Annotated in this window: 22 protein-coding genes and 2 tRNA genes; 12 read left to right on the top strand and 12 right to left on the bottom strand. The window is 62.2% G+C overall.

What is annotated here, in order from left to right; translation table 11 throughout:
• Positions 1 to 4: 4 nt before the first annotated feature.
• Together pyrF and ACI3KQ_RS10565 are read right to left on the bottom strand one after the other, a co-directional pair.
• Positions 5 to 679 (bottom strand): orotidine-5'-phosphate decarboxylase, encoded by a 675-nt coding sequence (pyrF, locus tag ACI3KQ_RS10570; protein WP_404957364.1) that lies wholly within the window; start codon positions 677 to 679, stop codon positions 5 to 7.
• The gene (locus ACI3KQ_RS10565; RefSeq protein WP_404957426.1) at positions 676 to 1,005 is read right to left on the bottom strand and encodes a lipopolysaccharide assembly protein LapA domain-containing protein; all 330 of its coding nucleotides are present in this window, start codon (positions 1,003 to 1,005) and stop codon (positions 676 to 678) included. Before ACI3KQ_RS10565 ends, pyrF begins: the two co-directional genes overlap by 4 nt.
• A 189-nt stretch (positions 1,006 to 1,194) precedes the next feature.
• Between ACI3KQ_RS10565 and ACI3KQ_RS10560 the strand changes: the two genes are divergently transcribed.
• The 3 genes from ACI3KQ_RS10560 to ACI3KQ_RS10550 are packed head-to-tail and all read left to right on the top strand — an operon-like array spanning position 1,195 to position 4,814.
• Positions 1,195 to 2,088 carry a Ku protein gene (locus tag ACI3KQ_RS10560; RefSeq protein WP_404957362.1) on the top strand — a complete coding sequence of 298 codons (894 nt, stop codon included), beginning with the start codon at positions 1,195 to 1,197 and terminating at the stop codon, positions 2,086 to 2,088.
• A 3-nt stretch (positions 2,089 to 2,091) separates the two neighbouring features.
• The gene (ligD, locus tag ACI3KQ_RS10555) at positions 2,092 to 4,581 is read left to right on the top strand and encodes a DNA ligase D (RefSeq protein WP_404957360.1); all 2,490 of its coding nucleotides are present in this window, start codon (positions 2,092 to 2,094) and stop codon (positions 4,579 to 4,581) included.
• 47 nt (positions 4,582 to 4,628) lie between these two features.
• Positions 4,629 to 4,814 (top strand): hypothetical protein, encoded by a 186-nt coding sequence (locus ACI3KQ_RS10550; protein WP_404957358.1) that lies wholly within the window; start codon positions 4,629 to 4,631, stop codon positions 4,812 to 4,814.
• A gap of 165 nt (positions 4,815 to 4,979) precedes the next feature.
• Here ACI3KQ_RS10550 and ACI3KQ_RS10545 read toward each other — a convergent pair whose 3' ends face one another.
• A complete protein-coding gene (locus ACI3KQ_RS10545; protein WP_404957356.1) occupies positions 4,980 to 5,351 on the bottom strand; it encodes an EF-hand domain-containing protein in 372 nt (123 codons plus the stop codon).
• Between the two features lie 277 nt (positions 5,352 to 5,628).
• On the opposite strand from ACI3KQ_RS10545, the gene purB reads away from it, so the two are divergent.
• A complete protein-coding gene (purB, locus tag ACI3KQ_RS10540; RefSeq protein ID WP_404957355.1) occupies positions 5,629 to 6,945 on the top strand; it encodes an adenylosuccinate lyase in 1,317 nt (438 codons plus the stop codon).
• Between the two features lie 177 nt (positions 6,946 to 7,122).
• Here purB and ACI3KQ_RS10535 read toward each other — a convergent pair.
• Positions 7,123 to 7,199, bottom strand: a tRNA-Pro gene (locus ACI3KQ_RS10535).
• 100 nt (positions 7,200 to 7,299) lie between these two features.
• Positions 7,300 to 7,599, bottom strand: a complete 300-nt coding sequence (locus ACI3KQ_RS10530; RefSeq protein WP_404957353.1) for a JAB domain-containing protein — start codon at positions 7,597 to 7,599, stop codon at positions 7,300 to 7,302.
• 183 nt (positions 7,600 to 7,782) lie between these two features.
• Here ACI3KQ_RS10530 and ACI3KQ_RS10525 point away from each other — a divergent pair, with 183 nt between their 5' ends.
• Positions 7,783 to 8,691: a thymidylate synthase gene (locus tag ACI3KQ_RS10525; protein ID WP_404957351.1), complete on the top strand. Its 909-nt coding sequence runs from the start codon at positions 7,783 to 7,785 to the stop codon at positions 8,689 to 8,691.
• Here ACI3KQ_RS10525 and ACI3KQ_RS10520 read toward each other — a convergent pair.
• On the bottom strand, positions 8,688 to 9,698 hold the full coding sequence (locus ACI3KQ_RS10520) for a 2-hydroxyacid dehydrogenase (protein ID WP_404957350.1): 1,011 nt from the start codon (positions 9,696 to 9,698) through the stop codon (positions 8,688 to 8,690). The two genes, ACI3KQ_RS10525 and ACI3KQ_RS10520, sit on opposite strands and share 4 nt — an antisense overlap.
• 67 nt (positions 9,699 to 9,765) lie before the next feature.
• The gene (locus ACI3KQ_RS10515) at positions 9,766 to 10,074 is read right to left on the bottom strand and encodes an alkylphosphonate utilization protein (RefSeq protein ID WP_404957348.1); all 309 of its coding nucleotides are present in this window, start codon (positions 10,072 to 10,074) and stop codon (positions 9,766 to 9,768) included.
• Between the two features lie 221 nt (positions 10,075 to 10,295).
• Here ACI3KQ_RS10515 and ACI3KQ_RS10510 point away from each other — a divergent pair, with 221 nt between their 5' ends.
• The 3 genes from ACI3KQ_RS10510 to ACI3KQ_RS10500 are packed head-to-tail and all read left to right on the top strand — an operon-like array spanning position 10,296 to position 13,878.
• Complete coding sequence (locus ACI3KQ_RS10510) at positions 10,296 to 11,591, top strand: 3-methyl-2-oxobutanoate dehydrogenase (2-methylpropanoyl-transferring) subunit alpha (RefSeq protein WP_404957346.1); 1,296 nt, start codon at positions 10,296 to 10,298, stop codon at positions 11,589 to 11,591.
• 37 nt (positions 11,592 to 11,628) lie between these two features.
• Positions 11,629 to 12,633 carry an alpha-ketoacid dehydrogenase subunit beta gene (locus ACI3KQ_RS10505; protein ID WP_404957424.1) on the top strand — a complete coding sequence of 335 codons (1,005 nt, stop codon included), beginning with the start codon at positions 11,629 to 11,631 and terminating at the stop codon, positions 12,631 to 12,633.
• Between the two features lie 6 nt (positions 12,634 to 12,639).
• Positions 12,640 to 13,878, top strand: a complete 1,239-nt coding sequence (locus tag ACI3KQ_RS10500; RefSeq protein WP_404957344.1) for a dihydrolipoamide acetyltransferase family protein — start codon at positions 12,640 to 12,642, stop codon at positions 13,876 to 13,878.
• Between the two features lie 12 nt (positions 13,879 to 13,890).
• Here ACI3KQ_RS10500 and ACI3KQ_RS10495 read toward each other — a convergent pair whose 3' ends face one another.
• Entirely contained in the window at positions 13,891 to 14,364 is a 474-nt protein-coding gene (locus tag ACI3KQ_RS10495; protein ID WP_404957342.1) for a hypothetical protein, read from the bottom strand.
• A gap of 193 nt (positions 14,365 to 14,557) precedes the next feature.
• Here ACI3KQ_RS10495 and ACI3KQ_RS10490 point away from each other — a divergent pair, with 193 nt between their 5' ends.
• Together ACI3KQ_RS10490 and ACI3KQ_RS10485 are read left to right on the top strand one after the other, a co-directional pair.
• The gene (locus ACI3KQ_RS10490; RefSeq protein WP_404957340.1) at positions 14,558 to 15,712 is read left to right on the top strand and encodes an AI-2E family transporter; all 1,155 of its coding nucleotides are present in this window, start codon (positions 14,558 to 14,560) and stop codon (positions 15,710 to 15,712) included.
• 41 nt (positions 15,713 to 15,753) lie between these two features.
• Positions 15,754 to 15,830, top strand: a tRNA-Asp gene (locus ACI3KQ_RS10485).
• Positions 15,831 to 16,029: 199 nt separating this feature from the next.
• On the opposite strand, the gene ACI3KQ_RS10480 is transcribed toward ACI3KQ_RS10485, so the two are convergent.
• The 4 genes from ACI3KQ_RS10480 to ACI3KQ_RS10465 all read right to left on the bottom strand — a co-directional run bounded on the left by ACI3KQ_RS10480 (position 16,030) and on the right by ACI3KQ_RS10465 (position 17,680).
• On the bottom strand, positions 16,030 to 16,269 hold the full coding sequence (locus ACI3KQ_RS10480) for a DUF2842 domain-containing protein (protein ID WP_404957338.1): 240 nt from the start codon (positions 16,267 to 16,269) through the stop codon (positions 16,030 to 16,032).
• Positions 16,266 to 16,844 (bottom strand): 5-formyltetrahydrofolate cyclo-ligase, encoded by a 579-nt coding sequence (locus tag ACI3KQ_RS10475; RefSeq protein ID WP_404957336.1) that lies wholly within the window; start codon positions 16,842 to 16,844, stop codon positions 16,266 to 16,268. The genes ACI3KQ_RS10480 and ACI3KQ_RS10475 overlap by 4 nt, the downstream gene beginning before the upstream one ends.
• 298 nt (positions 16,845 to 17,142) lie before the next feature.
• Entirely contained in the window at positions 17,143 to 17,478 is a 336-nt protein-coding gene (locus ACI3KQ_RS10470; RefSeq protein WP_404957334.1) for a cell division protein ZapA, read from the bottom strand.
• Positions 17,471 to 17,680 (bottom strand): hypothetical protein, encoded by a 210-nt coding sequence (locus tag ACI3KQ_RS10465; protein WP_404957332.1) that lies wholly within the window; start codon positions 17,678 to 17,680, stop codon positions 17,471 to 17,473. Before ACI3KQ_RS10465 ends, ACI3KQ_RS10470 begins: the two co-directional genes overlap by 8 nt.
• Before the next feature lie 173 nt (positions 17,681 to 17,853).
• On the opposite strand from ACI3KQ_RS10465, the gene tkt reads away from it, so the two are divergent.
• Together tkt and gap are read left to right on the top strand one after the other, a co-directional pair.
• Positions 17,854 to 19,821: a transketolase gene (gene tkt / locus ACI3KQ_RS10460; protein ID WP_404957330.1), complete on the top strand. Its 1,968-nt coding sequence runs from the start codon at positions 17,854 to 17,856 to the stop codon at positions 19,819 to 19,821.
• 30 nt (positions 19,822 to 19,851) lie between these two features.
• Positions 19,852 to 20,862: a type I glyceraldehyde-3-phosphate dehydrogenase gene (gap, locus tag ACI3KQ_RS10455; RefSeq protein ID WP_404957329.1), complete on the top strand. Its 1,011-nt coding sequence runs from the start codon at positions 19,852 to 19,854 to the stop codon at positions 20,860 to 20,862.
• Positions 20,863 to 20,897 lie beyond the last annotated feature (35 nt).

Raw genomic sequence — 20,897 nt, 5'->3', positions numbered from 1 at the left:
GCAGTTATAATGTCGCTTCGATTTCCCGTGCAGCCAGGTCTGGATCTTCCGCCAGGCTGATCGGTCGCCCCACCACCAGGATCGATGCGCCGCGATCAAGTGCCTCGCGCGGGGTCACGGCGCGTTTCTGATCGCCCATGGTCCCCCCGGCAGGCCGAACGCCGGGCACGACGAAGAAACCGTCCGGCCATGCCCGCTTCGCCATCGCCACTTCCTCACCGGAACACACGATCCCGTCCAGCCCCGCGCTGCGTGCCAGATCGGCCAGGCGCGCCACCTGATCTTCCGCCTGGCCGCCCACACCGATGTCGGTCAGGTCACCATTATCCAGGCTGGTCAGGACCGTGACGGCTACCACCTTCGTATTGATGCCAGCCGCCGCCTTCGCGTCCTCCAGCATCGCGCGTCCGCCTGCCGCATGCACGGTCAGCACGGCGGGTTCCAGGCCATTCAGCGCCTGCACCGCCTTCGCCACGGTATTGGGAATGTCATGCAGCTTGAGGTCCAGGAAAATCGGAAGGTCGAACTTCATCATCTCCCGCACGCCGTGATGGCCATTGGCGCAGAAAAATTCCAGCCCCAGCTTCAGCCCGCCGACATGATTGTGGACCCGCTGCGCCAGTTCCTGCGCCTTGGCCAGGTCGGGGGTATCGATGGCGACATAGATCGGGCTGCTCATGCTGTTCCTGTTGCAGAAAGGGGAGGGGGCGGCGGGGGTGATATGTCCGCAGAATCGGTCGGGGCTGGCGTGGGCGTGGTGGTCGCGACAATCAAGGCGCGCTCGGTACTGTCCAAGCGACGCTTCATCCGCCAGCGCGTTGCCCGCGCCATGACCCAAAAGGGCAGTGCGCCCAGCAGGAATGCGCCGATCAACAGGACCGGCAGCTTGGTTTCCATCACCATGTCACCCCATAGCCGGACCGTGACGGGCACATAATTCGCCATGCAGAAAAAGGCGAGGGCTACGGCGATGACGACCCAGAAGGCAGTCCGCAGAAATTGCATCGGCATATCGTCCTAGCTGCTGATTTTACGCAGCTTAGGATATTTCACCCGTCTTCGGAAGCGCTTCGTCCGATTTCGCCAGCTGCGCATAGGGGCAGGGCTTCGACTTGCCGACAGCATTGCCGTGGCCCGCGCGGAACTCGCACCCCCGTCCGCGCATTTTTCCATGTCGCAAGGAGGCACATTATCATGGCGGCGCGCGCTTATTGGCAGGGGCAGATCAGGCTGGCTCTCGTGTCCATCCCGGTTGAGATTTATTCCGCGACCAAATCGGGCGCGCAGATCGCATTTCACCAGATTCACGAACCCAGCGGCAAGCGCGTCCGTTATGAAAAGACGGTGCCCGGTCTCGGCGCAGTGAAGCCTGAAGACATTGTCAAAGGCTATGAGGTGAGCAAGGGCGACTATGTCCTGCTGCAACCCGACGAGATCGAGGCGGTCAAGCTTGAGAGCAAGAAGACGCTGGAGCTGACGCAGTTCGTCGACGCCGATGAGATCGACGTGCTCTATTATGAACGGCCCTATTATGTCGTTCCCGCTGACGATCTGGCCGAAGAAGCCTTCATCGTTCTGCGTGAAGCGCTGCGCCAGTCGAAAAAGGTTGGCCTCGGCCAGTTGGCGATGCGCGGGCGTGAATATATCGTTTCGCTCAAGCCTTGCGGTCGCGGCATGATATTGGAAACCTTGCGCTATGCCGATGAAGTTCACCGCGCCCAAAGCTATTTCCGCGAGATTGAGGATGCCAAGCCTGACGCCGAACTGCTCGACCTGGCCCAGGCGCTGATTGAAAAGAAAACCGCCCCATTCAAGCCCGACAGCTTCCATGACCGTTATGTCGATGCGCTGGAACGGCTGATCGAAAAGAAGAAAAAGGCCAAGGGTCGCCGCATCATCGAGGAAGAGGATACAGGCCCGGTCAAGCGGAGCGGCAATGTCATCGACCTCATGGCCGCGCTCAAGAAATCCGTCGATACGGGCGGAAAGGGCGGGTCATCTGCCGCTACCGGCAAAACGGGCACCACAAGAAAGCTCGCGGCGCGGAAGAGCAGCACCGCCAAGACTCCGGCGCGAAAGCGGGCATGACCGATGGCCGACGCCGATCCGCTGACGGTCTATAATCGCAAACGCGATTTCGCCCGGACCAGGGAACCTGCGGGCAAGCGCGGGCGAAGCGGCGGAAACAGCTTCATCGTGCAAAAGCATGATGCGACCCGGCTTCATTTTGATTTTCGATTGGAAATGGATGGCGTGCTGAAAAGCTGGGCGGTGACGAGGGGGCCTAGCCCTGATCCCGCCGACAAGCGGCTGGCCGTGCGGACGGAGGATCATCCCTTGTCCTACGCCAGTTTCGAAGGGACCATCCCGCAGGGCGAATATGGCGGCGGCACGGTGATGCTGTGGGACGAAGGTACGTGGGAGCCCATCCCCGGCAAAAGCGCGAAGGACCTGGCCAAGGGGCACCTTCATTTCATCCTCCACGGTCAAAGGATGAAAGGCGAATGGCTGCTGATCCGGCTCAAACCCCGTCCGGGCGAAAAGCGGGAAAACTGGCTGTTGCGCAAGATCGAGGATGGCTATGCCGGTGCGACCGACGATCTGGTGGCGCGGGAACTTACCAGCATAAGCAGCGGTCGCACCATGACGCAAATCGCCGCGGAAGCACCTCCACTCTCGCTAAAGGGCAAGAAGGGGAAATCCTTCGACGCCGCCATGGCTCAGGCGAAAAAGGCGACGCCGGTTCGCGCATCGCGAAAGCGGGCCACTGGCAAGCCGCCGACCTTTCATGCTCCACAACTTGCGACGTTGGTCGATGCGGTGCCGACCGGCAATGGCTGGATTCACGAGATCAAATATGACGGCTACCGCTGTCTGGTAAGCGTCGCGTCAAACGAGGTGCGCATTTTCACGCGGACCGGTCTCGACTGGACCGATCGCTTCGCCCCGCTTGCCGCCGAACTAGCCGATATGGACCTGCCGCCCGCACTGATCGACGGAGAAATCGTGGCGATGGGCGCTGACGGCAACCCCGATTTTTCCACCCTCCAGCATGTGCTTAAGGGAGAGGACAGCGGTGCGCTCCATCTGTTCGCCTTCGACCTTCTGGAACTGGATGGGCAGGATCTGACCGCGCTTCCCAATGTCGCTCGAAAGGAAAAGCTGGGCGCGCTGATCGGTGATGGAACGCCGCAGGTCCACTTTGCCGATCATGTGGTCGGCGCGGGCGAAAAGCTGTTCCGCGCCATGTGCGACGCCGGTCAGGAAGGCATAATATCCAAGCGGGCGGACGCACCCTATCGCGGCGTGCGGACGAAAAACTGGCTGAAGGTCAAATGCACCCGCCGACAGGAATTCGTCATTGTCGGCTGGACGGCGAGCGGAGCCAGCGGACGCGCCCTGCGCAACATATTACTCGCGCAGAATGGACAGGATGGGCTGGTCTATGCCGGGAAGGTCGGCACCGGCTTCAACGCGCGCAACAGCGAAAGCCTGATGCACGCATTGAAGGCCCGCGCGCGCAAGACGCCTGCCCTGACCGTCCCGCGCGGCGATAGTCGCGGGGCGCAATGGGTGCGTCCCGATCTGGTCGCCGAAATCGCCTTCGCCGAATTTACCGGCAGCAATGTCATTCGGCACGGCAGCTTCCTGGGCTTGCGCGAAGACAAGGCGGCAAAGGATGTCAGCCGGGAGAAACCAGTGGCCACGCCCGAAACCCAATCCGATGTGCCTATCAGCAATCGCGACCGGCTGATCTTTCCAGAAGCGAAGATCACCAAGGGTCAGCTGGCCGACTATTATGCGGCGGCGGGCGCGATCATGCTGCCATGGATTGCGCATCGCCCGATCAGCCTTGTCCGATGCCCTCAAGGGCGGGCAAAAAAATGCTTCTTCCAAAAACATGACAGCGGCAGCTTTGGCGACCATGTGATGCATGTTCCCATTCGCGAAAAGGACGGGGGAGAGGAGGATTATCTCTACCTCGATGATGTCGACGGCCTGCTGGCTTGCGTTCAGATGGGAACCATCGAATTTCACGGCTGGGGATCGCGGGTCGAAGATGTGGAGCGGCCCGACCGCCTGGTTATCGATCTCGACCCGGACGAGGGACTGGATTTTGGCGATGTGAAAAAGGCGGCGCGCGACATTCGCCGGACGCTGGAAGATATCGGCCTCACCAGCTTCGCCATGTTGTCGGGCGGCAAGGGCGTGCATGTCGTCGTGCCCCTGACGCCAGACGCGCAATGGCCGCAGGTCAAGGATTTTGCCGACCGCTTCGCCCGTGCGCTGGCGACGGCGGAACCCGACCGCTTCACCGCGACCATGAGCAAGGCCAAGCGCAAGGGGCGCATCTTCATCGACTGGCTGCGCAACCAGCGCGGCGCGACCGCCGTCCTGCCCTATGTCGTTCGCGCGCGGGAAAATGCGCCGGTCGCCGTGCCGGTCACCTGGGATGAGCTGCAGGATATCGAGCATCCCGGCGCTTTCACAATTGCGAATCTGGACCAATTGATCGATCGCGCCGGTTCGCGCGAGCTGCGCGGTTGGGGGGAGGCCGCCCAAACTTTGCCCGATTACTGAAAGCCGCTTTTCTGCGCGCCCGCTTTATTGCATAGATTCGGATTGTTATGACAAAGCCCGAACATGATGCGCCCACCGATGGCGCCCAAACCCCGGACACCGCCACCCAATCTGATCTGGCGACTGCCGCGCGCAAATCCGCCAGCAAGGGCGTGTTGATGGGGACGGCCGTCGGCATCGGGTCCGCCGCCATCGTCGCGGCGCTGCTCTACGCGAACCGAAAGCGCGGTTAGAGCGATTTCCAAGCGATCGGAAACGATCGCTGATTAAGAAATCGCGGAAACAAGCTCTAACCCGCGGACGACGCAAAAAAGAGGCGGCATGGCCTTCGCTTCATACCGCCTCATATGCGACCCGTTCAGGGTGGTATTGCCTGCATTTTTGCAGGAAACTCTATCTCACTTCGCGCCGCCGTTCAGATAGCTGATCAGTTCGGGCTTGCTGACCGAAACGCTCTTGTCGGCATCAGCGGTCACGAAAGCGCCATCGACCCAGGCCGTGACATCGGCGGCTGGCATCTTGTTCCCCGTAGCCTTCATCTCCTGATCCTTCAGCGCGATCATCCAGCGGGAAAATTCTGCCTTGTCCAGCTGTTCATCGCTGTTGGCATCATAGGCGGGATATTCCCTGTCCACGATTGACGCGACGGAATCTGCCGGGTCCGCAGGTGTGGTGGCGGACGAACCCGCAGCGCCCGCCGGTGCAACAGGCGCCTGTTGGGCCAAAGCCGGGGTCGCCATCAACATCGCCAACGTCAACACGCGGATCATCGCGAACTCCTTGATATAACCGGGTCATGGATAAGACCCGCAGACAGATGAATTGTTCATCGCGATACATGAATATTCGCCGCTTTTCCTGAACATATGTTCATGATGATCGGCTCAACTCCCGTCATGGCTCACTTCATCCGCCCCATCTGCAATATTCACGACGAAAGGCCGCGCGCGATGATCGGCATTGCCCTTCGGCCTGCCTTATTTGCCCTTCGGTAACGGGCCTGCTAGGCGGCGCGGCGATCTTTCACAGCAATCAGGATTCGACCCGATGGTCCCGCGCTATGCTCGCCCCCAAATGACTGCCCTCTGGGAACCAGAGGCCCGCTTTCGCATCTGGTTCGAGATTGAAGCGCACGCGACCGAGGCACTGGGCGAACTTGGCGTCGTTCCCAAATCCGCGCCCAAGGCGCTGTGGGACTGGTGGGCGACCAACCCGTCAATCGACGTGCCCGCCATCGATGCGATCGAAGCAGTGACCAAGCATGACGTGATCGCGTTCCTGACCTGGGTTGCGGAACAGGTCGGCGACGAAGCCCGCTTCATGCATCAGGGCATGACCTCCAGCGATGTGCTCGACACCTGCCTCGCCGTGCAGTTGTCGCGCGCCGCCGACATATTGATCGACGATCTGGACAAGCTGCTGGCCGTCATCAAGCGCCGCGCTTTCGAACATAAGCTGACCCCCACCATCGGCCGCAGCCATGGCATTCATGCCGAACCGGTCACGTTCGGCCTGAAAATGGCGGAAGCCTATGCGGAATTTTCCCGCTGCCGCACCCGCCTGGTCGCTGCGCGTGAGGAAATCGCCACCTGCGCCATATCGGGCGCTGTCGGCACCTTCGCCAATATCGACCCCCGCGTGGAAGAACATGTCGCGGCGAAGCTCGGCCTTGCCATCGAACCCGTGTCCACCCAGGTCATTCCGAGAGACCGCCACGCCATGTTCTTCGCGACGCTGGGCGTCATCGCCAGCTCGATCGAGCGGCTGTCGGTCGAAGTGCGCCACCTTCAGCGCACCGAAGTCCTGGAGGCGGAAGAATATTTCTCCCCCGGCCAGAAGGGCAGCTCCGCCATGCCGCACAAGCGCAACCCGGTGCTGACCGAAAACCTGACCGGCCTCGCCCGCATGGTGCGCAGCTACGCCATGCCCGCGATGGAAAATGTCGCCCTGTGGCACGAACGCGACATCAGCCATTCGTCGGTCGAACGCTATATCGGCCCCGACGCCACCATCACCCTCGACTTCGCGCTGGCCCGCCTGACCGGCGTCATCGACAAGCTGCTCGTCTATCCTGAGCGGATGATGAAGAATCTCGACAAGATGGGCGGCCTTGTCCACTCGCAGCGCGTGCTGCTGGCGCTGACGCAGGCAGGCGTCTCCCGCGAAGACAGCTATCGCTATGTTCAGCGCAACGCGATGAAGGTCTGGGAATCCGACGGCCAGCTATCCCTGCTGGAACTGCTCAAGGCCGACGCCGACGTAACAGCCGCACTGACGGCCGAACAGATCGAGGAAAAATTCGACCTCGACTATCACTTCCGCCAGGTAGACACGATCTTCCGCCGCGTCTTCGGCGAAGCCTGATCCATCTGAAGCGCGAGGACAAGGCCGAGGCGGATCGCCGGGCCTTATCCTCGCGCTAACCTGTTTTCGGTGATGCTACGCCGCTGTCGTTCGGGGGAGGAACGATGGCGCAAGTCGTCGTGCCTGGCGCGCTCGACGCGGCTCGCCATTCGACTCCCTAGAATTGGAAAAAGTTTTTGGTCGGGGAGAGAGGATTCGAACCTCCGGCCCCTGCCTCCCGAAGACAGTGCTCTACCAGGCTGAGCTACTCCCCGACCGTCGGCGGTATCGCTGGGCGATGCCGCTGGGCAGGCGGCGGTCTATAGAGGCGGGTTTTCCGGCTGGCAAGCGGCTGGGCGTGCTTTTTTTGCCCGATCACAGCAGCCCCGCCTGCCGGAAACTGAACCGTCCCTTGCCGCTCAGGATCACATGATCCGCGACCTTCATTTCCATCGGGCGCAGGCGATGGGCGACCCTGCGGGACAGTCGGATATCTTCCCGCCGGGGGATGGGGAAGGGGCCGTCCATGCGCTGCTGCTCTATGATCAGCCATGCACTGTCCATCCGCAGCAACGCCCTGACGATCCCCGGCCAATCGCCTTTGCCATCGATGCGGCCCAACAGGTTCCAGTCGTCGTCAAGCGCGATGATTTCGATGGTTTCCGTAGCGGCCATCAGCAAAGGATGCGGCCAAAGTCCTGCGCCAGCACGCCCTGTTGCGTCCGGTCTGGAGCGGCCACGGCAGCTTTTGATCCAAAATGGCGGAAGCGCATTGTTGCACGCGCGCCTTGTTGCGGCGGCGGGCAGTCGTTAAAGTCGATCCGGCACAGTTGCCCCGGCCGGGGTTACGATCTTGGCGTGGGGCTGCAGGTGGACCATCCTGAATATCAATTTCTGCGATTGCTGGAACGCGTTCTCGACAAGGGGGACGAGCGGCTGGATCGCACGGGCGTCGGCACGAAATCGCTTTTCGGCGAGCTGCTGAGATTTGACCTCAGCGGCGGTCAGGTGCCCATAATCACCACCAAACGCGTATATTGGAAAACCGCCGTCAAGGAGATGCTGTGGTTCCTTACCGGCGGCACCAACATACGCGATCTGCTCGACCAGAATGTCCGTATCTGGAGCGACTGGCCGCTTGCCCGCTATCGTCAGGCCACGGGCGAAGATATTTCCCAAAGCGACTTTGAAGCGCGCATTGTCAGCGATGACGAATTTGCGAGCCAATGGGGCGAACTTGGCCCTGTCTATGGCAAGCAATGGCGGCGCTGGGTCGATGCCCAGGGGCGCGAGCATGATCAGATCGCTACTCTGGTGGAAACGCTCAGGTCCAACCCCGCAAGCCGCAGAATGCTGTTCCACGCATGGAATGTCAGCGATCTGGACCAGATGGCCTTGCCGCCCTGTCACATGGTCTATCAATACCATGTAAACTCCAGGGGGGAGCTTAACTGCCTGCTCTTTCAAAGGTCCTGCGACCTGTTCCTGGGCGCCGCCTTCAATTATGTCGGCGCGTCCACTCTGCTGTTGATGCTTGCGCAGCAGGCGGGGCTTAAGCCGGGGGAGCTGGTCTGGGTGGGCGGCGACGTTCATGTCTATCTGAATCATGCCGATCAGGTCCGTGAACAGATTTCGCGCCAGCCCCGTCCTTTTCCGACCATGCGCCTGACCCGGCATCCCGCGTCGATCGACGATTACAGGATCGAGGATTTTGAAGTGGTGGGCTATGAACCGCATCCGGCCATTCACGGCGACGTCGCGGTTTAGGCTATCCGCTCCGGGCCGATCGGATAAGCCGCGCGGCCGCATGTTTCAAAAGCGGTGACATTCTCAATGGTCACATCCGCGATGGCTTCGACTGCTTCCTGCGTAAAAAACCCCTGGTGGCCCGTGATCAGCACATTGTGAAAGGTCAGCAGCCGCGCGAATATGTCGTCCTGAAGCGTCTGTCCTGACAGGTCCCTGAAGAAAAGGTCTCCCTCCTCTTCGTACACGTCGAGGCCCAGGGAACCGATCTTGCCCGACTTCAGCCCTTCGATCACCGCGCGGGTATCGACCACCGCGCCTCTGCTGGTGTTGATCAACATCACGCCGTCGCGCAGGCTGGCCAGCGCTGCCCTGTCGATCATATGATGGGTTTCGGGGGTCAGCGGACAGTGCAGGCTGATGATGTCCGCAGCCGCAAACAGATCCTCCAGCGACAGATATTCGACACCCGCACTTGCCAGCGATGAGTCGGGATAGGGGTCGTGCGCCACGATCCGGCAGCCGAGGCCGGAAAGGATTTTGACAAGCGCCCCGCCGATCTTGCCGGTCCCGATGATCCCCACCGTGCGGGTCGCCAGATTAAAGCCCAAAAGACCATCGAGCGCGAAATTGCCTTCGCGCACCCGGACATAGGCGCGATGGATTTTCCGGTTCAGGCACAGGATGAGCGCAAGCGTATGCTCCGCTATCGCTTCGGGCGAGTAAGCAGGAATGCGCGCAACGCAAATCCCCGCCGCCTCTGCCGCTTTGAGGTCGACATTATTGAATCCAGCGCAACGCAACACAACCAGGCGCACGCCGATCTGGCAAAGCGCTTCGATGACGGGCCGGTCAAGATGGTCGTTGACGAAGCAGCACACCGCCGCGGACCTCCTCGCGAGTGAGACCGTCTGCAGGCTAAGGCTTGCCTCGAAAAACCTCAGATCGTGCCGATTGCCGCCCTTGGCATTGGCCGCCTCAAGAAAGGTGCGATCATAGGACCGCGTGCTGAAAACGGCGACATCCATGTCCGCTGCCTTTCGTCCTTTGGAACGACATCCATCCGTTCAGTTAAAAAGGGGGGCCGGACCAGCATCAATGTTTCCGCACGAACTCGGCTCGAAGGACCAGGCCCTTGATGTCTTCATGGCGACAGTCGATTTCCTGCGGGTCGCCCGTCAGCCTGATCGATCTGATCACCGTCCCCTTGCGCAACGTCTGGCCCGCGCCCTTTACCTTCAGATCCTTGATCGTGATGACGCTATCGCCATCCGCCAGAAAGTTGCCAGCGGAATCGCGCACTTCAACCCTGGCATCGTCCTGAGCCTTGGCAGCGGCTTCCTGTGAAGTGATCCACTCCCCCGAAGCCTCATCATAGACATAGTCATCGTTGGTATCGTTCATCTGGAAATCCATTCCCTGCCGTCATCTGTGCGCCCGCTGTCCGGGCTTCATGATCTTCTACCACATCGCATAACAGCCCTGTCGCGAGAACTGGTCCTTTTGCCATGGCGCATCCCGGTCGCCGTTGGACAGGTTCAGCCGAGGAACAGTTGCCTTTCCCGCGCGTTGTAATATAGTAATTGCAGCAAGCAATATTATTGCAACATCTGAGAGGGTGCGGGATGAGCGATCAGCGACTTCCGGGGGTTGGCGACGACGGCGGCGGACGTAATCTGAAACCGCTGCGGCTGCATGTGCCCGAACCTCAATTCCGGCCCGGCGACGCCGCCGATTTCAGCGATGTCGATATTCCCGCCGCGGGCGCCGCGTTGCGCCCTGACGAAACGGCGCATCCTGCGTCGATGCAGCAATTGGCCTATGGGCTGGTCCGCGTGCTTGATGATGAAGGCGCGGCGGTTGGCGCCTGGGACCCGCATCTGCCTGCCGAAACCTTGTTGAAGATGCTGCGCGCCATGGCGCTGACCCGTGCGTTCGACACGCGTATGTTTCGCGCGCAAAGGCAGGGCAAGACCAGCTTCTACATGAAGTCCACGGGTGAAGAGGCGGTGTCGATCGCCGCCGCGACCGCGCTGGCAAGCGATGACATGTGCTTCCCCAGCTACCGCCAGCAGGGCATTTTGATCGCGCGCGGCTGGTCCATCGTCGACATGATGAACCAGATCTATTCGAACAAGGGTGACCGGCTGAAGGGACGGCAGTTGCCGATCATGTATTCGGCGCGCGACGCCAGCTTCTTTTCGATATCGGGCAACCTGACGACGCAATATCCGCAGGCGGTAGGGTGGGCGATGGCCAGCGCCGCGCGGGGAGACACGCGGATCGCGGCCACCTGGTGCGGGGAAGGGTCGACGGCGGAGGGCGACTTCCATTCCGCCTGCACCTTCGCCAGCGTCTATCGCGCGCCGGTCATCCTGAACATCGTCAACAATCAATGGGCGATCAGCAGCTTTTCCGGGTTCGCCGGGGCGGAAGCGACGACCTTCGCCGCCCGCGCGCTGGGCTATGGCATTGCGGGCCTGCGGGTGGATGGCAATGATGCGTTGGCCGTCTACGCCGCCACTCGCTGGGCCGCCGACCGGGCGCGAGCCAATGCGGGGCCGACGCTGATCGAACATTTCACCTATAGGACGGAAGGGCACAGCACATCGGATGACCCCAGCGCCTATCGCTCTGCGGATGAAGGCAGTCATTGGCCGCTGGGCGATCCGATTGCGCGGCTGATGCAGCATTGCATCCGCCTGGGCATCTGGGACGAAGGTCGGCAGGCGGCGATGGACAAGGAACTGGCCGAACAGGTGCGCGACGCCGCGCGGGAAGCTGAAAAGAACGGCATCCTTGGCCATGGCCTCCACCACCCGATGGAATCGATGTTCGAAGACGTATTCGAAGACATGCCCTGGCATCTGCGCGAACAGCAACGGCAGATGCTGGACGAAGCGAAGGCGGCGGGGCTGTGATGCTGGATCAGGGCGCATGAGCGAAGACAGCCAGCAGATGACCATGATCCAGGCGATCAACAGCGCCCTGGACGTGATGATGGACCGCGACCCCGATGTCGTCGTGATGGGGGAGGATGTCGGCTATTTCGGCGGCGTATTCCGCGCGACGGCGGGGCTTCAGGACAAATATGGCAAAAACCGGGTGTTCGACACACCCATCACCGAAATCGGCATCATCGGCGTCGCCATCGGCATGGGGGCCTATGGGCTTCGGCCCGTGCCTGAAATCCAGTTCGCCGATTATATCTACCCGGCGCTCGACCAATTGGTGAGCGAGGCAGCGCGGCTACGCTATCGGTCGGCGGGGGAGTTTGTCGCGCCGATGACGGTGCGTTCGCCCTTCGGCGGCGGCATCTTCGGCGGGCAGACGCATAGCCAGTCGCCGGAGGGCATCTTCACCCATGTGTCGGGCGTCAAGACGGTGATCCCGTCCACCCCCTATGATGCCAAGGGGCTGCTGATTTCCGCTATCGAGGATAATGACCCCGTCATCTTCTTCGAACCCAAGCGCATTTATAACGGCCCGTTCGATGGCCATTATGACCGGCCTGCCAAGGGGTGGGCCGGCCACCCCGGCGCGATGGTGCCGACCGGCCATTATCGTGTGCCCCTGGGTCAGGCGCGGATAGTGCGTCCCGGCGAAGCGCTCACCATATTATGCTATGGCACGATGGAACATGTGGTCGAAAGCACGGTCGCCGACATGGGCGTGGATGCAGAGATAATCGACCTGCGCACCTTGATCCCGCTCGACATCGATGCGGTCGAGCGTTCGGTGAAAAAGACCGGACGCTGCCTGATCGTGCATGAAGCGACCAGGACGAGCGGCTTCGGCGCGGAATTGAGCGCTCTGGTGCAGGAACGATGCTTCTACCATCTGGAAGCACCGATCGAACGCGTGACCGGCTTCGACACGCCCTATCCGCACAGCTTGGAATGGGCCTATTTTCCCGGACCGGTGCGCATTGCGAAAGCCATCGACAAGATCATGAAGGATTGAACCGCCATGGCCCTGTTCACGTTCAAGCTGCCCGACATAGGCGAAGGCATTTCCGCAGCCGAAATCGTCGCCTGGCATGTGAAGGCGGGCGATCATGTGGAGGAAGATCAGCCGATTGCCGACATGATGACGGACAAGGCGACGGTAGAGATGGAAAGTCCCGTGACGGGAACCGTCCTGCGCCTGGCGGGCGAAGTGGGCGATCAGGTCGCAATCGGGTCCATGCTGGTGGAGATCGACACGGAAGCCGAAGGAGAAGCGGTCGCGCCGCCGCCGCCACCAGAGAATGTGATAGAGGCTGAGACTCCGGGGGAGCGGTTGATAGAGGGGAGCGGTTCCGATGAAGCATGCGCAGCTCCGGCGGCCGATCAACATGGCCCGGCACACCATATCCTCGCCTCACCCGCCGTCCGTGCGCGGGCGAAGGCGCTGGGGGTTGATCTTTCCCAGGTAAAGCCCGCGGGCGAACATGTGCGCCATGGCGATCTGGACGCCTTCCTGCTCTACAACGCGGGGCAGGGCTACCGACCGGCTGGGGCATCGGCGCGCCGGGCCGATGAACAGGTCAAGGTCATCGGCCTGCGCCGCCGCATCGCCGAAAACATGGCGGCGTCCAAACGGCATATCCCGCATTTCACCTATGTCGATGAAATCGATGTCACCGAACTGGAACGCCTGCGGGATCAGTTGAACGCCAACCGGGGCGATCGTCCCCGGCTGACGGTTCTGCCGCTGCTGATCGTCGCGATCTGCCGGTCCTTGCCGGGCTTCCCGATGCTGAACGCGCGCTATGATGATGAAGCGGGGGTCGTGACGCGGCACGGATCGGTGCATATGGGCATTGCGACGCAGACCGACGCCGGATTGATGGTGCCAGTGATCCGCGACGCGCAGGACAGCAACGTCTGGCAACTGGCGGCGGAAATCACGCGCCTGGCCGAAGCGGCCCGTGCCGGACAGGCAAAAGCGGAGGAACTGTCAGGATCCACGCTCACCCTCACATCATTAGGGCCGCTGGGCGGAGTGGTGACGACGCCCGTGATCAACCGGCCGGAGGTCGCGATCATCGGACCGAACCGCATCATCGAAAGGCCGGTATTTCGGGGCAAGGAAATCGTTGCGGCAAAGCTGATGAACCTGTCGATCAGCTGCGACCATCGTGTGGTGGACGGCTGGGACGCGGCCAACTTTGTCCAGGCGGTCAGGAAACTGCTGGAATCGCCGGTGCTGTTGTTCGCTGACTGAGCGCGAAACGGCCTAACGCACCGTTGCGCGGTAGCTCAGGCGACCGCTCTCACCAGGGGAAATATCATCCGCCATCGTCCAGCGGACATGCGTGATATCGGCCGGAACAGCGCGTCGCGTGCCGCCCAGCGGCGTCGGCAGCCAAAGGTCCTGAATTCGACCCCATCGTTGCCCGCCATCGATGGAAACTTCGACATCGGGGTCGGATGCGGCCAGGCGCATGCCGCGCGGGACCGGGTTGGTCACCGCCAGCCCGCGCACAGGCTGGCTCCCCTCATTGCGCCAGTTGACGACCAGGATCAGCTGGTCGCCCGGCGCGACGCGATCGGCGCTGGCCAGTATGCGGCGAGGCCGCCCGTTGATGTCGGTGTGCACCCGCTCCACGAACATCTGGGTTTCCAGCCTGATGTCCTGCCGCGCCATCGCCCCATCAGGCGCCATTGCCGCCACAATCGCACAGGCAAATGCCGCCCAACCCCTGATCATGCCGAAAATCCCGTTCTGCATAAGGCGGATCGTTAGGGGGGATCGCCGAATATTTGGTTAATCCTGAATTGTTTATATGTCCGCTCAGCAACATGAAATTGACGAGCCTTAACTGGCGGTACAATGACAGGTTAGAGCAGCGGGGCCGATGCCATCGGATCGGAAACTGCTCCAGCGCAGGGAAAGATCGAACGTGACACCCCATGAACAGCATGAGATCAGTCGGCGGCGCGACCGCCTGCTCGCGTCGATCGCGCTGACCGCTGGCATCGGCCTCATCCTGGCGCTGCCCTTTGCCCTGCGCGAAGGGGCGGAATTCTTCCTGCCGCTCGCCGCCGCGTTGGTGATCGCCATTGCATTGGTGCCTTTCCTCGAATGGATGGAACGGCGTGGCGTGCCGTCGCCGCTGGCGGCGCTGGTCGCGGTCGTCGCTTTCCTGCTGGTGGCGAACATGGCTATCGTCCTGATCGTCGTCCCCGCCGCGGATTGGTTCAGGCTGCTTCCCGAACGCCTGCCAAAGATCCAGAATAACCTCGCGCCCCTGATCGACCTTTATTCCCAGCTGCAACGCTTCGTCGATGGAACGGTGCAGATGCTGGCGAGCGGTCCCGGCGCTGCTGCCAGCCCGATTTCGGTGGATGCCCCGCGGTCGCTGCTTCAATTTGCCGCGACTTCAGCGCCATCGGCGATCGTTCAGATGGTCTTCGCATTGCTCATCATCTATTTTTTCCTGGCTGGCTGGACGCGCCTGCGGCGGCGGACGATCAACAGCCGGGGCAGCTTTGACGGCGCTCTGGCGGTCGCGCGGGTCATCCAGAATGTCGTGGATGCCACATCCGCCTATGTGCTGACCATCGCGGTCATCAACCTGTGCCTGGGCCTTTCGGTCGCCGTTGCGCTCTGGCTGATCGGCATGCCGTCGCCGCTGATGTGGGGCGGGATTGTCGCGATGCTGAACTTTGTCCCCTATTTCGGGCCGATGCTGGCTGCGGTGCTGCTGGGGCTGGGCGGCCTGATGGTGTTCGACGATGTGTGGATGGCGCTGCTGCCCGCCGCGATTCAGGTCGGCTTCCACCTTGTCGAAGCGAACGCGATCACGCCGACCGTGCTGGGACGGCGGCTGACCATGAACCCGCTGCTGATTCTGGTGGCCTTGACCTTTTGGGGATGGGTTTGGGGAACGCCCGGCGCGCTGCTGGGTGTGCCTTTGCTTATCATCATCCAGACGGTGGTTTCGGCGGCGGGCATGCCCGATATCGCCGGTTTCCTGTTCGAACGGGGCACGTTGACGATCCCGCCGACCAGAGAAAATGACGAGAAAGAAGAAAGTGGCGAAAGAGCCGGTTGACAGGTCCGGCGGTCCCGCATAGATGCCCGCCCACACCGAACGCGGGTGTAGCTCAGTTGGTTAGAGCGCCGGCCTGTCACGCCGGAGGTCGCGGGTTCGAGCCCCGTCACTCGCGCCACTCTTTAGGAAGAGTGAATGGTCCTTTAGGACCAGAAATTCCTGAAAATTATACTTGTCGTCACGCCAGCGGAAGCTGGCATCTCAGGCCCTTACGCGCGGCCTACTCTCACGAGATTCCAGCCTGCGCTGCGACGACGGAAGTGGGCGCTTTTGAGCGGCGGATTTGCACCCCTTGGCCGCGCCGAACCTATGGCGGGTTAGCCGCGCCGCCAGCGCCCTGTTTCCATCCAGGCCAGCAGGCGCTTCAAAGGCAATATCCACAGCCAGACAAGCCCCAGAAAAATATACACCGGCACCTGCGCGACCATCGGCAGGCGACCGATCAGGCCCGACAGGCTGCCGATCATGATCGCCCACAGCGCAATCAGCCCGACAATGGCGAACGTGCCCACAGGCTTGCGCCAACTGGGCTGATAGGGGGTAGGCTGGCGGTTCACGCGTCGGGTCCTTCGATCAGTTCGACTTCAGTCAATATAATGTCCAGCGGCAGGTCCCAAGGGTCGGCGGGCAGGGCGTCATGTTCCTGCACCGACCAGGCCAGGCCGATCCGCAATGCGTCGGGGTGCCGGGCAAAGGCGCGGTCATAATAGCCGCCGCCCTGACCCAGCCGGTTCATCGCCCGGTCGAATCCCAGCAGTGGCGCGATTATGACGTCCGGCGCCACAGGCGGTCCGCTCGGTTCGGGGTGATGGGTGCCGTAGAGTCCGGGCAAAAGCCGGTCTTCGGGCAACCATGCCAGGAAATCCATGGTGCCGATCCGATCCAGAACGCGGGGCAGGGCGATGACCTTGCCCATCGCCTGCAGAGGCGCGGCAAAGCGCTGCGCCGGGGCTTCGTCATCCAGGCCCATATAGATGGCGACCGTCCGCGCATTCTCGAGCCGCCGGGTAAGGGGGGAAGGGATCGCCTTGAACGCCAGCCGGTGCGCAATCTGATCCAGCGACGCAACAAAGGCGCGGCGGCGGTCGCGGGCGATGGCGCGCAGGGCAGTCTTGTCTGGATCGTCGCTCATGCCTTGCGTCCGCTGTTTCGGGGCGGGACGTGCTCCTGCGAAGGCAGGAGCCCAGACCCGCCGTCTGAACCAATCTCCTGCCTTCGCAGGCGCGCGTTGATGGTTCAACCGGCGGATGGAAAAAAAAGGTGACGGGACCGCCTTGGCCGTTTGCTGGAATATCCTCTGACGCCTCAACGTCAGGTGGGGACCATGTAGATCGGGCCTGAGCCCGCCCAGGGACAGCCCCCTTGGATGTGATTATCGCCTCAGGGATGTTCGCTAAAGCTCGTACCAGGCAGTGCCCGTCACCTTCTATCTAGGCGTCAGGCGCAGGCGCGGCAAGCCTGTCGCTCAGCTTTTCTATGCGCGCGGCCAGTGCTTCGATGGCGCGGGTCGCCGATTCGTCCTCATCATCCAGCGCCAGCTGCTGCTGCCGACCGGCGGCCTCTCGCTCCAGGTCGTTCAGCTCGTCGGCCATGAACAGCGCGGCAAAGAGCAAGGTGCGCACTTCGGTCAGGCCGGGCGTGTTCTGCTGGGCCAGACGAGCCTTGCGCTCGATCAGGCTGGCCAGGTGGGCAAGATGCGCCTCTTCGCCATCGCGACAGCGCACCGTATAATGACGACCGGCAATCTGGAGCGATGTTTCAGCCATTGGCCTGTTCCTTGATCTCGCGCCCCTTCATCTCCGCGATCAGTTCGTCGAGCGAGCGGAGCGCTTCCCGCGCGGCCGCCGCATCCACGCCGGTCGTGGTGGGAGCGGGGGCTGCCCGCTTTAACCCGTCCACCTGCTGTTCCAGCCTGCCGACTGCGCGCTCCAGCGCACCGATCGCCTGCTTCATGCCGTTGCTTGCCATGTCCTACGCATAGACAAAGTTTTCGCCGCGCAAAAGCGGTCATTGGACCGCGATGGGCGGCGTTGCGCCCTGCTGCGGTTGACGCCCCGTGCGTGAGGCGACAAAGGGGACCCGATTTCGATTCGTCGGCTCGGCAGGGGGCCGTGAGCCAAGCAGGAAAGAAGCCAGCCTAGATGACCGTTTCCGAAAAGTCGCTCGCCAGCGCCATCCGGGCGCTTTCCATGGACGCAGTGCAGGCGGCGAACAGCGGCCATCCGGGCATGCCAATGGGCATGGCGGACGTCGCGACGGTGCTATTCAAGGATTATATCAAGTTCGATCCGACCCAGCCCAAATGGGCCGACCGCGACCGCTTCGTGCTGTCGGCGGGCCATGGATCGATGCTGATCTACTCGCTGCTGCACCTGACCGGCTATGCGCGCCCGACGATTGAGGACATCCGCAATTTCCGTCAGCTGCACAGCCCTTGCGCGGGTCATCCCGAAAATTTTGAGCTGGCGGGCGTGGAAGCGACTACCGGGCCGCTGGGTTCGGGCCTTGCCACCGCCGTCGGTATGGCGATTGCCGAACGGCACCTGAATGCCCAGTTCGGCGACGACCTGGTCGATCACCGCACCTGGGTGATCGCAGGCGACGGTTGCCTGATGGAAGGCATCAACCATGAAGCCATCGGCCTGGCAGGGCATCTCAACCTTGGCCAGCTGATCGTCCTGTGGGACGATAACAAGATCACTATCGACGGCGCGGTCGACCTGTCGAGCAGCGAAGATGTGCGCGCACGCTATGCCGCGACCGGCTGGCACGTCGTATCCTGCGACGGCCACGACGTCGCCGATGTGCGCCGCGCAATTGACGAAGCGCTGGCCGATCCGCGCCCGTCTCTGGTCGCCTGCGCCACCAAGATCGGATACGGCGCGCCTAACAAGGCGGGCACTTCGGGCGTCCATGGTTCGGCGCTTGGCACCGAAGAAGTCGCGGCGGCTCGCGAATTTCTGGGCTGGACCGCCGAACCTTTCGTCATTCCCGAAGACGTCGCCGCCGAATGGCGTCGCATCGGTGCGCAGGGTGCGGACGTGCGTGCCGCTTGGGAAGCCCGTCTCGCCGGCAATGGCCAGAAGGCGGAGTTTGAACGTCGCATGGCAGGCGACCTGCCCGCCGACTTCTCGCTCAGTGCCTATATCGACACGCTGATCGCCAACCCGCAAAAGGTCGCGACCCGCAGGGCGAGCGAGCTGGCGCTGGGCGCGATCAACGATCTGTTGCCCGAAACGCTGGGCGGTTCGGCGGACCTCACCGGCTCCAACAATACCAAGACCAAATCGACCGGCCCGCTGACCAAAGACGACTATTCTGGCCGCTATATCTATTATGGCATTCGCGAATTCGGCATGGCCTGCGCGATGAACGGCATGGCTTTGCACGGCGGCGTCATCCCCTATGGCGGCACCTTCCTCGTCTTTTCCGACTATATGCGTGGCGGCATCCGCCTGGCCGCGCTTCAGCAGCAGCGCGTCATCCATGTGCTGACCCATGACTCCATCGGCCTTGGCGAGGATGGCCCGACCCATCAGCCGATCGAACATGTCATGACGCTGCGCATGATCCCCAACCTGGACGTATACCGCCCGGCGGACATTGTCGAAACGGCGGAATGCTGGGAACTGGCGCTGAAGGACAGCGACGGCCCATCGGTCCTGGCGCTGACCCGCCAGAACCTGCCGCAGCTGCGCACCGAAAAGTCCGAGAATCTGTCGGCGAAGGGCGCCTATCGCCTCCGCGCGGCGACCGCCGACCGCAAGGTAGTGCTGATCGCCACCGGCTCCGAAGTCGAGATCGCCGTCGCAACCGCCGAGTTGCTGGAATCGCAGGGCATCGGCGCGGACGTGGTGTCCATGCCCAGCTGGGCGCATTTCGATGCGCAGCCGCAGGCGTATAAGGATGATCTCCTTCCACACCATGTGCTGCGCGTGTCGATTGAGGCAGGTACGACTTTCGGCTGGGAACGCTATGTCGGCATTGCTGGCCTGCGTTTTGGCATCGACACTTTCGGCGCGTCGGCCCCCGCAGAAGCGCTTTACGACCATTTCGGCCTGACCGCCGCAAAGATCGCGCCGCAAGTTGCGGCCGCGCTCGATCATTAAGAACAACTACCCAATCAGGAGGCTAGTGCAGTGGCAACGAAGGTAGCAATAAACGGTTTCGGACGTATCGGTCGCCTGGTGGCGCGCGCAATCCTGTCGCGCACCGACCATGACCTGGAACTGGTCAGCATCAACGACCTGGGCGATGCAAAGGCCAACGCCCTGCTGTTCAAGCGTGACTCGGTTCATGGCAACTGGGCTGGCGACGTCAGCGCCGAAGGCGACGCGCTGATCATCAACGGCAAGCGTATTGCCGTCACCGCCGAACGTGATCCCGCCAAGCTGCCGCACGCCGCGCAGGGCGTCGACATCGCGCTGGAATGCACCGGCATTTTCGCCAGCAAGGAAAAGGCGAGCGCGCATCTGACCGCCGGCGCCAAGCGCGTCGTCATCTCGGCTCCCGCAACGGGCGTCGACAAGACCATCGTGTTCGGCGTGAACCATGATGCGCTGACCGCCGACGATGTGGTCATTTCGAACGCCAGCTGCACCACCAACTGCCTGGCCCCGCTCGCCAAGGTCCTGCACGACGCCATCGGCATCGAAAAGGGATTCATGACGACGATCCACAGCTACACCAACGATCAGAACACGCTGGACCAGCTGCACAGCGACATGCGCCGCGCCCGCGCCGCTGCGCTGTCGATGATCCCCACCACCACCGGCGCCGCCCGCGCCGTGGGTGAGGTTCTGCCGGAATTGAAGGGCAAGCTGGACGGCTCGTCAGTGCGCGTGCCGACCCCGAACGTCTCGGTCGTGGATTTGAAGTTCATCGCCAAGCGCGGGACGACCAAGGATGAAGTGAACCAGCTGCTGAAGGCCGCTTCGGAAGCGGGGCCGCTCAAGGGCGTGCTGGGCTATTCGGACGAACCGCTGGTGTCGATCGACTATAATGGCGATCCGCGCAGCTCGACCGTGGACAGCCTGGAAACGGCCGTCATCGACGGCAATCTGGTTCGCGTCCTTAGCTGGTACGACAATGAATGGGGCTTTTCGAACCGCATGATCGACACAACGGGCGTCGTGGCGAAGTTCCTCTAAGACCCGCAGCCCCGCCGGACCATCCGGCGGGGTTT

This window comes from Sphingobium sp. ZW T5_29 (genome assembly GCF_044987515.1).
Classification (GTDB): Bacteria; Pseudomonadota; Alphaproteobacteria; order Sphingomonadales; family Sphingomonadaceae; genus Sphingobium.
The sequence above is the reverse complement of the archived record's forward strand: the minus strand, read 5'-3'. Positions and strand labels throughout refer to the sequence as shown.

Excerpts from the sequence above, each read along its gene's own strand:
- pyrF (WP_404957364.1), bottom strand. The coding sequence starts at position 679 with ATGAGCAGCCCGATCTATGTCGCCATCGATACCCCCGACCTGGCCAAG.
- ACI3KQ_RS10565 (WP_404957426.1), bottom strand. The coding sequence starts at position 1,005 with ATGCAATTTCTGCGGACTGCCTTCTGGGTCGTCATCGCCGTAGCCCTC.
- ACI3KQ_RS10560 (WP_404957362.1), top strand. The coding sequence starts at position 1,195 with ATGGCGGCGCGCGCTTATTGGCAGGGGCAGATCAGGCTGGCTCTCGTG.
- ligD (WP_404957360.1), top strand. The coding sequence starts at position 2,092 with ATGGCCGACGCCGATCCGCTGACGGTCTATAATCGCAAACGCGATTTC.
- ACI3KQ_RS10550 (WP_404957358.1), top strand. The coding sequence starts at position 4,629 with ATGACAAAGCCCGAACATGATGCGCCCACCGATGGCGCCCAAACCCCG.
- ACI3KQ_RS10545 (WP_404957356.1), bottom strand. The coding sequence starts at position 5,351 with ATGATCCGCGTGTTGACGTTGGCGATGTTGATGGCGACCCCGGCTTTG.
- purB (WP_404957355.1), top strand. The coding sequence starts at position 5,629 with ATGGTCCCGCGCTATGCTCGCCCCCAAATGACTGCCCTCTGGGAACCA.
- ACI3KQ_RS10530 (WP_404957353.1), bottom strand. The coding sequence starts at position 7,599 with ATGGCCGCTACGGAAACCATCGAAATCATCGCGCTTGACGACGACTGG.
- ACI3KQ_RS10520 (WP_404957350.1), bottom strand. The coding sequence starts at position 9,698 with ATGGATGTCGCCGTTTTCAGCACGCGGTCCTATGATCGCACCTTTCTT.
- ACI3KQ_RS10515 (WP_404957348.1), bottom strand. The coding sequence starts at position 10,074 with ATGAACGATACCAACGATGACTATGTCTATGATGAGGCTTCGGGGGAG.
- ACI3KQ_RS10510 (WP_404957346.1), top strand. The coding sequence starts at position 10,296 with ATGAGCGATCAGCGACTTCCGGGGGTTGGCGACGACGGCGGCGGACGT.
- ACI3KQ_RS10505 (WP_404957424.1), top strand. The coding sequence starts at position 11,629 with ATGACCATGATCCAGGCGATCAACAGCGCCCTGGACGTGATGATGGAC.
- ACI3KQ_RS10500 (WP_404957344.1), top strand. The coding sequence starts at position 12,640 with ATGGCCCTGTTCACGTTCAAGCTGCCCGACATAGGCGAAGGCATTTCC.
- ACI3KQ_RS10495 (WP_404957342.1), bottom strand. The coding sequence starts at position 14,364 with ATGATCAGGGGTTGGGCGGCATTTGCCTGTGCGATTGTGGCGGCAATG.
- ACI3KQ_RS10475 (WP_404957336.1), bottom strand. The coding sequence starts at position 16,844 with ATGAGCGACGATCCAGACAAGACTGCCCTGCGCGCCATCGCCCGCGAC.
- ACI3KQ_RS10470 (WP_404957334.1), bottom strand. The coding sequence starts at position 17,478 with ATGGCTGAAACATCGCTCCAGATTGCCGGTCGTCATTATACGGTGCGC.
- ACI3KQ_RS10465 (WP_404957332.1), bottom strand. The coding sequence starts at position 17,680 with ATGGCAAGCAACGGCATGAAGCAGGCGATCGGTGCGCTGGAGCGCGCA.
- tkt (WP_404957330.1), top strand. The coding sequence starts at position 17,854 with ATGACCGTTTCCGAAAAGTCGCTCGCCAGCGCCATCCGGGCGCTTTCC.